At 71.3% G+C, this 4,258-nt stretch carries 5 protein-coding genes and 1 pseudogene; 4 read left to right on the top strand and 2 right to left on the bottom strand.

Translation table 11 applies throughout. The annotated features are described in order from the left end of the window. Positions 1-198, bottom strand: a pseudogene (locus ABDW35_RS32995) (hypothetical protein); the annotation flags it as partial. Positions 199-304: 106 nt separating this feature from the next. On the opposite strand from ABDW35_RS32995, the gene ABDW35_RS32990 reads away from it, so the two are divergent. The 3 genes from ABDW35_RS32990 to ABDW35_RS32980 are packed head-to-tail and all read left to right on the top strand — an operon-like array spanning position 305 to position 2,329. Beyond that, positions 305-769: an Rrf2 family transcriptional regulator gene (locus ABDW35_RS32990; protein WP_343718085.1), complete on the top strand. Its 465-nt coding sequence runs from the start codon at positions 305-307 to the stop codon at positions 767-769. Continuing rightward, positions 759-1,661, top strand: a complete 903-nt coding sequence (locus ABDW35_RS32985) for an NAD(P)/FAD-dependent oxidoreductase (protein WP_343718084.1) — start codon at positions 759-761, stop codon at positions 1,659-1,661. The genes ABDW35_RS32990 and ABDW35_RS32985 overlap by 11 nt, the downstream gene beginning before the upstream one ends. A gap of 59 nt (positions 1,662-1,720) precedes the next feature. After that, entirely contained in the window at positions 1,721-2,329 is a 609-nt protein-coding gene (locus ABDW35_RS32980; protein WP_343718083.1) for a 2-hydroxychromene-2-carboxylate isomerase, read from the top strand. A gap of 149 nt (positions 2,330-2,478) precedes the next feature. Here ABDW35_RS32980 and ABDW35_RS32975 read toward each other — a convergent pair whose 3' ends face one another. Further along, complete coding sequence (locus ABDW35_RS32975; protein ID WP_343718082.1) at positions 2,479-3,600, bottom strand: peptidoglycan-binding domain-containing protein; 1,122 nt, start codon at positions 3,598-3,600, stop codon at positions 2,479-2,481. 129 nt (positions 3,601-3,729) lie between these two features. Between ABDW35_RS32975 and ABDW35_RS32970 the strand changes: the two genes are divergently transcribed. Continuing rightward, positions 3,730-4,258, top strand: a 529-nt coding sequence (locus ABDW35_RS32970) for an ATP phosphoribosyltransferase regulatory subunit (protein WP_343718081.1), incomplete at its 3' end; no start/stop codon positions are given.

Below are 4,258 nucleotides of genomic sequence, written 5' to 3'. Positions count from 1 at the left end.
ATAGGCGTCGATCGCCAGCGAGAACAACAGCGGCACCAGCGCCACGGCGAAGGAGGACAGGAACACCAGGGCGACGCAGGCCAAGATGCGCAGCCGCACGCCCCAGCTCTCGCCGCGCCACAGATAGGGCATGACCCGGGCCAGCGTGGCCAGGTCGCCGCGCGCGCTGTGGTCCCCCCGGGGCGGTGTCATCGACATGGCCGGACTCGCATCATCTCTCTTCATCCTAATACACGGCCGGCGCCGGCATCCCGTCGCCATCGCGCTGGACTCGCCGTTCGAATCATGTAACTTTCAAAGTTACATGAAATCCAGCGAACGCCTTTCCGCCGCTCTTCATGTGCTGGTGCACATGGTCGCGCGGCCCGATACGGCCCTGACCTCGGCCGAGATGGCGGCCTTCGTGGGGACCAACCCCGTGGTGATCCGGCGCGGCTTCGCCGGGCTGCGCGAGGCCGGCATCGTCAGCTCGGTCAAGGGCCATGGCGGCGGCTGGCGCCTGGCCCGGCCGCCGGAGGCGATCACCCTGGCCGAGATCCAGCACGCCCTGGGCGAGCGGGTGGTCTCGCTCACCGCCTTCGAGGTGGGCCAGCCGACCTGCCTGATCCTGCGGGCGGTTACTGCCGCGCTGGACGAGGCGATGCGGGAGGCCGAACGCGCGCTGGACCGGCGCCTCGCCACCCTGACCCTGGCCGATCTCGCGGCGGATGCCCGCCGGCTGAACGGCGGCCGCGGCCTGCCTTACGGAGAGACCCATCATGGTTCATGACGTCATCGTGGTCGGCGGCAGCTTCGCCGGCCTGTCCGCGGCGATGCAGCTGGCCCGCGCCCGCCGCCGGGTGCTGGTGATCGATGCCGGCCGGCCGCGCAACCGCTTCGCCGCCGCGTCGCACGGCTTCCTCGGCCAGGACGGCAGGCCGCCGCTGGCGATCCGGCAGGAGGGGCTGCGCCAGCTGCTCGCCTATCCGACCGTGGCGCTGATCGAAAGCGAGGCGGTGTCGGCCCGCCGCACCGGCGACGGCTTCTCCGTGGCCCTGGCCGACGGCGGGGAGGAGGCGGCACCGTATCTGATCCTGGCCACCGGCGTGGCCGACGAGCTGCCGCCGGTCCCGGGGCTGCAGGAGCGCTGGGGCAGGACGGTGCTGCACTGCCCCTACTGCCATGGCTTCGAGGTCGCCGGCCGGCCGCTCGGTGTCCTGGCCAACCACCCGCTCTCCGCCCATCAAGGCGGGATGCTGCCCGATTGGGGCCCCACGACCTACTTCACCCAGGGCGAGTTCGAGCCCGATGCCGCGCAGGCGGCGTATCTGGCCGGCCGCGGCGTCACCATCGAGCGCAGCCCGGTGGTCGAGCTGCTGGGCACGGCGCCGGACCTGGAGGCGGTGCGGCTGGCCGATGGCCGGGTGGTGCCGGTGGCGGCGCTGTTCACCGCGGCGCGAATCCGCATGGCCAGCCCGCTGGCGGAACAGCTGGGCTGCGCCTTCGACGAGGGCCCGCTCGGCCCCCGCCTGCGGGTCGACGAGTTCAAGCAGACGACGGTGCCGGGGGTCTTCGCCGCCGGGGACGCGACGACCCCGATGCACAACGCCACCCTGGCCTCGGCCTCCGGCGTCATGGCCGGGGTGTGCGTGCACCGATCTCTCATGGGCATGGCCGCCTGAGATATCGACAACGCACCCTCGGCCGGGCGAGGCTGCGGCCAAGCCGAGAGGAGAGCAGGATGCCGTCGCCGATCGAGTTCTATTTCGACTTCGCCAGCCCCTACGGCTATCTCGGCGCCAGGCGGATCGACGCGCTGGCGGCGCGGCACGGCCGCGCGGTGCGGTGGAAGCCGGTGCTGCTGGGCCCGATCATGAAGCAGATCGGCACCAGGCCGATCCGCGAGCTGCCGGTGCGCGGGCCGTATCTGGAGCAGGATGCGGCGCGCTTCGCCGCCTTCCTCGGCATCCCCTTCACCCTGCCGGCGCAATGGCCGATCGCGGCGCTGGCGCCGTCCCGCGCCGTGTGGTGGCTGGCGGACGACCGGCCGGCCCTGGCACATGACCTCGCCGTCGCTCTCTATGACGCGCATTGGGGCCGCGGCGAGGATATCGCGGCGCCGGAGGCCGTGGTCCGCATCGCCGCCGGGCTCGGCCTCGACGCGGCGGAGACGGCGGAGGCGATCCAGCGGCCGGTGGTCAAGGACCGGCTGCGGGCCGAGACCGAGGCCGCGGCAGCGAAGGGCGTGTTCGGCTCGCCCTTCTTCCTGCTCGACGGCGAAGGCTTCTGGGGCGCCGACCGGTTGGACCAGCTGGAATGGCGGCTGAGCGGAAGTCCGCGCGCTGGTTGATGTTAGTCTCAATCTTTACTGTCATTGCCGGGCTTGACCCGGCAATCCAGGGGCCACCACGAACCGCTCTGGCTGCCCCTGGATCCTCGGGTCAAGCCCGAGGATGACAATAAAAGCATCGACCTAAGCTCCATCAAGGGGCGGGCGCCCTACCGCACCTTCTCCGGCTTGTAGTACTCCGGCGCCCAACCCTTGCCGGTCCAGCGGAACAGGCGGCTGCCATCAACCAGCAGGTCGCGCTTGCCGGAGCTGTAGCTCGGCGCCAGGCCCAGCTCATGCGCCTTGCCGTCGGCGACCGGCGTCAGCGACTGCGAGCCCTCGGACAGGATCTCCCACGGGCAGCCGCTGGTGTCGCAATGCTTGGCGTCGTTCCAGAACACGATCACGTCCGGGCTCAGCTGGCCGGGCTTCTCGTCCAGCTCCATCTCCGCCACTTGGAACGGCGCGTCGCGCCAGTTGATCACCGCCGGCGCCACCATCGGCGCGTAGCGCGCCTCCAGCAGCGGCACCAGGCGGTCGGGGATCGGGTTCAGCCAGCGCAGCGGCGGCGGCGGGCTGGCCGGGGTGGGCGCGCTCGGCGTCGCCGCGGCGGTGTCGGCCGGAGCGGTGTCGGCCGGGGCGACCGGCGGGGCGGCGCCCGTTGCCGGCGGCGTGGACGGCCCGATCGGGGTCGGCGTGGCGGTGGCGGTCCGGCCGCCGCTGGCCAGATGGGCCACGGTCTCCACCGTCAGCCCGCCATCGGACGAGGGCAGGCTGTTCCGCTGCTGGTAGTCGCGCACGGCCGCAAGGCTGCGCTGGCCCAGCACGCCGTCGACCCGGCCGAGCTGATAGCCCGCTCCGTTCAGGGCGCTCTGCACCGCGCCGATCTCGGCCCGGTCGAACTCGATCGCCGGGCTGTCATAGACATAGGCACCGGCGATGCGGGGGGCGCCGTCGCAGTTCTTCGGCAGGGCGTTGGCCGTATCGATCGAGGCGCCGCGCCCGTCGAAGCGGATCGCCAGGGCCGCGCCGGTGTTGCTGGTCCAGGTGATGGTGTCGCCCACCGGCTTGGCCATGCCGGACATCAGGCAGATGCCGCCGCGGCTGGAGCGATGCAGCAGGAAGGCAACGTCGCCACCCTGCGTGGGCTGCACCAGCAGCCGGATCGGCGCGCCGCCGCCGGCGACATAGGTGCCGGCCTCGATGTCGGCGGCGGCAGCAACGCCCACCCAGCCGGCGGTCGTGGCCAGGCAGGCCAGGGCAAGGGTGGCCAAGTTGGGGGTGGCACGCATCCAGGGCTCTCCGTATCGTCTCGGTCGCCCAGCGAAACGCCTGGGGTGCAGGTCCGGTTCCGATTCCGCGCGGGTGACGGCGGCGGCGCTTTCGGCTAAACCGCCACACTCCCTTGGAAGATGCGCCCGATGTCCGAGACCCGAATCATCAAGCCCCAGCCGATCAGCGGCTTCCCGGAATGGCTGCCGGAGGAGAAGCTGGTCGAGGATCATGTCCTGCGCATCATCCGCGAGGAGTATGAGCGCTACGGCTTCACCCCGATCGAGACGGCGGCGGTGGAGCGGCGCGAGATCCTGACCGCCAAGGGCATCGTCGAGAAGGAGATCTATGCCCTGTCCCGCCTGGCGGCGGGGGAGGGGGAGGATGCCTCGACCGACATGGCGCTGCATTTCGACCTGACCGTGCCGACGGCGCGCTACGTGGCGCAGAACGCGGCGCGGCTGACCTTCCCGTTCCGGCGCTACCAGATCCAGAAGGTGTGGCGCGGCGAGCGGCCCCAGGCCGGCCGGTTCCGCGAATTCTACCAGGCCGATATCGACGTCATCGGCAACGGCTCGCTGGGCCTGCTGAACGACGCCGAGATCCCCTGCGTCATCAACGCCATCTTCGCCCGCATCGGTATCGGCGAATTCGTCATCCGCATCAACAACCGCAAGC

Source organism: Inquilinus sp., assembly GCF_039594555.1.
Taxonomy (GTDB): domain Bacteria; phylum Pseudomonadota; class Alphaproteobacteria; order DSM-16000; family Inquilinaceae; genus Inquilinus.
This window is presented reverse-complemented; position numbering and strand designations above follow the sequence as displayed.

Excerpts from the sequence above, each read along its gene's own strand:
- ABDW35_RS32990 (WP_343718085.1), top strand. The coding sequence starts at position 305 with ATGAAATCCAGCGAACGCCTTTCCGCCGCTCTTCATGTGCTGGTGCAC.
- ABDW35_RS32985 (WP_343718084.1), top strand. The coding sequence starts at position 759 with ATGGTTCATGACGTCATCGTGGTCGGCGGCAGCTTCGCCGGCCTGTCC.
- ABDW35_RS32980 (WP_343718083.1), top strand. The coding sequence starts at position 1,721 with ATGCCGTCGCCGATCGAGTTCTATTTCGACTTCGCCAGCCCCTACGGC.
- ABDW35_RS32975 (WP_343718082.1), bottom strand. The coding sequence starts at position 3,600 with ATGCGTGCCACCCCCAACTTGGCCACCCTTGCCCTGGCCTGCCTGGCC.